Raw genomic sequence first — 3,857 nt, 5'->3', positions numbered from 1 at the left:
GCATCAACAACTAAGTTTTTACCTGTGGTGGTTACGCCTGCGTTACCTGATACATTGCCGTTGATGGTGGCTGTTTCAGCGACATCGACAGCGACTTTGTTTTCAGCTTTTACATTACCGCCAAGGGTTGCGTTTTTGGCAGTGATTTCTGCATCAGTTTTGGCAGTGATATTACCAGTGTTGGTTACCGCTTCTACCGCTTGAATCACGACTTTAGCAGTGCTTGAAGTGATTTCGCCTGAGTTATTGACATTCTTGGCGTTTACTTCCACATCTTTGCTTGCGGTGATGTTGCCTGAGTTGGTTAGGCTGTTAGCATTCGTAACGGTTACAGTGCCTGTAGGCGATGTGATGTTACCGGCATTATTCACGTTACCAGTATTGTCAATGCTGACTTTACCGTCTGCAGCCGTTACGGTAATTTCGCCACCTTCTTTAACGTTCAGATCGTTACCAGTGGTGGTTACTTTATCAGCAGCAGTCAATTTACCGCCGTTTTCTACGTTGGTAGTTGGTGCGTTTACTGTCAGCTCTGTGCCAGCTTTCACTTCTTTTTTGATGTCTAAAGTGCCAGCAGCAGTGATGCTACCATCATCATCAAAACTCACTGGAGCATTGATGGTTGCACCTTGGTTAGAAGTGATACCGTCTGCAGTGTTGTTTTTGAAGTTTACACCTTCTCCACCAAAGATACCGTTATATTTGGCATCAGCAAGGGTAGAAGTGATGTCGATCTTCGCATCGGTGTAGTTTTCGATGTTTACAGGACCTGCCAATGGATAATTTTGTGGAGTCAGAGCTACACCAGCACTAAGTGCTGCGATTGCTTCATAATCACCTGAGTTGATCGCACGAGGAGCCAAAGTCAGGGTTGAACCTGAATTGGTACCATTAAAGGTTACTTCCTTAGTGGTATACAAAGTACCAGCAGGAGCAATTTTTAGATTACTTGCATTCTTTTGAATAATAGAATTACCTTTGAGCGATACGTCGGCATTAGTAGTAACATTTACGTTACCTCTTTCAATGACCATATTACCCAAAGTCAATGCCTGTCTATCATTGTATTGTCTACTTACAGCTTTATGGTTAATCCCTGTAATATTGACGTTCTTGGCATCAACGGTAACTGTGCCAGCATCCAACTTCAAGCCATAAACGGGACCGTATCCGTATGGAGGTTCAGCAGCCGATACTAAGGTAATATTGTTACCTCTCAAGGTCAAATCACCTTGCGATGCAAATGCACCTCTACGAGCTCCAACTTCAATATTACTGTTATCCTCAGCATTGATGACGGCACCAGCACCGATCTGCGTAACAGCACCGAAGTCACCATAAGGATTGTATCTACCTGTGATATTTAGCTTAACATCGCCTTTGGCTGTAACTTCACCGTTTTGTTTAATTTGGATGCCTTTGGTCTGACCTTGTTGAGCAATGCCCAGCACATTCACAGTACCAGCACCTTCTGCGATCATTTTTTGGATTTGCACACCAGCAATATTACGCTGGAATTGGGTGGCATTATCTTTACCTCTAGTTTGATAATCCGACTGAACTGTCAAAGTATCGTCTGCATTAGGAACGATAAATGTGGCATTGTTAAGTTCCAAAGGGCGTTTTAAGCGACTGTCGTCATTATTTGTCAGTAATGTATTAGTACGAATATTGCCTTTGCCTTTGAAGGTAGAGTCGGTCAAAGTAATATTGCTGTTATAGAAACTACTGTGTCCTGCATTTTTTACATCAACATTAAAGGTACCAACTTCGGATCCGCCCTTCACATCTGATAGATCAATATTGGCATTATTGGTAGTTAAGCCATATGAAGTTAAATCAAAGTTACCACCATTAGTTTTAATATTACCATCGATAACGGCATTTTTACCTGAAGTGATGTTTAGATTTAATGCACCTAGTTTTGATTCAATGGTTTTGCCACTATTTAAAGTGAAAGTAGAGTTTGATTCAAAGGTTAATTTGTTGTCTCCGCCGCCATTTTTCACGATGTCTGCTTCAACGGTAATCGTCCCCTCTTCATTTCCTGCACTAGGATTAGTTGGGTCAAAGGTTTGGATAAGAACGTCTGTACCTTGAGTACCCAATGCCGCTTCAAGCGTGGTGTTATGGATAACCGCATTTTCACCAGTTACTTTTAGTGGGCTGGTGCTTATATTGGATTGTGCAGGTTGAGGACCCGCCACAATTCGTACGTTATAAGGGTCAAGCAACCACAAGCCGTTTTTACCGTTAGCTGCACTGGCGTCAATTTTGGCAGTTTTTGATACACCTAGGTAGTGACCTGAAGTTTCAATGAAGCCGCCGTTACCTGACTTTTTACCACCTTTTGCTGTGATGGTACCATCGATTTGAGCGTGATCACCCCAAACGACTACACGACCGCCATCGCCGTTTTCGGTGGCTGATGCGTCAATGGTTGCACCTTTTTTGATGTGGGTTTCTTTGGCTAATTGAATGCCGTTTTTGCCTTGACCACGCTCATCACCGCCGATATAAACGGTACCGCCGTTTTTACCAGTCAGTTCAAATTTGGCATCGCTTTGGATAACGACTTTATCGCCTGTGATTTTGAGTGAACCACCGCTGATGGTGCCACCGTTTAGGCTGATTTTGCCACCTACGTCAGCTGTGCCTTGTTTGGCTGAAAGGACGATTTTGCCGTTTTTGTTTTGAATGCTGTCGGCATTTAATACGCCACGGTTTTTCACATTACCTGCTGAGATGTTGATTTTGCCGCCTTTTGCAAAAATTTCGCCTAAGTTGACCGCTTCGTTTTCAGGCGCTGATACGCTGTAGGTGATGGTTGGGTTGGCAAGGTCGCTGATGGTGATCTTTTGACCAGCTTGCAAGAAAATGTTGCCGTTTTCGGCTTTGATGATGCCGTTGTTTTTCACAGAACCACCGACCAAGGCAACGGTGCCATTTGGTGATACGGTGATTAAGCCGTTATTGACGATTTCTGCCATTGCTTTGTCTTTGGCTTGAGCAAAGGCGAGGTTGCCACGTTTGATGTCTTCGTCTGCGATGTTCAATGTCGATGCCACAAAGCCTGCGGTGTCAATCACGCTGTCTTTACCGAAGAAGATACCGTTCGGGTTGATTAAGAATACTTGACCGTTTGAGCTTAGCGTACCTTTTAATTGTGATACTTGGTCTGACGTTACTCGGTTGAAAACGGCAGAGTTTGAGCTTTCTTGGACGAAACGAACTAATTCGTCTTGGTTGATGTTGAACTGTTTCCAGTTGATGATGGCATCAGGGCTGTTGGTGATGGTGGTGTTTTTACCATTCACTGTCATCGTTGCCGTACCGCTTACTACGTCCATTCCTTGTAGGCCTGAAGCGAAGGTTGGGGCTGCAAAACCTAAAGTGAAAAGCGATAATAATGCGGAAAGCGGTTTTATTTTCAATAAACCGCTTCCTTTGGTTGTTTCTGCTACGCTGTTCACATCAACTGATTGTGAACTTCCACTATTCTTATCGTGACCTGTGGTAATTTCCGACACAACCACAAGCTGATTTAAACGCTTACTAAACTTTAAGCGATATATTTTATTCATTTTTAATTTACTCCTAATGCAAACTAAGTAATGATTTTATTTATAAAGATAAAACAGAGTTTTATCTTAGACCATTGAAAATATTGTATCTATTTTGAAAGATATGCTAATTTCCAAATAACTCTAGCACCATTAAGGTTAGCTGATAAAACTGACCTAAATAGTGCAAACTTCCCCTCAATATGGATAATTCGTTCTTGAATATAAATATATGTAAACTTCAGATTTATATATTAAAACATAACAATTTTTATTATGCATAACGATGGGATA

1 protein-coding gene is annotated in these 3,857 nt (G+C 42.2%); it reads right to left on the bottom strand.

Going from position 1 to position 3,857, the window contains the following annotated elements:
- Positions 1-3,584, bottom strand: a 3,584-nt coding sequence (locus ACWIW0_RS11075; RefSeq protein ID WP_454453359.1) for a two-partner secretion domain-containing protein, incomplete at its 3' end; no start/stop codon positions are given.
- Positions 3,585-3,857: the final 273 nt, after the last annotated feature.

It is taken from the genome of Ursidibacter sp. B-7004-1 (assembly GCF_053654055.1).
Note: the sequence above shows the minus strand (reverse complement) of the source record. Positions and strands in the feature narration are given on the sequence as shown.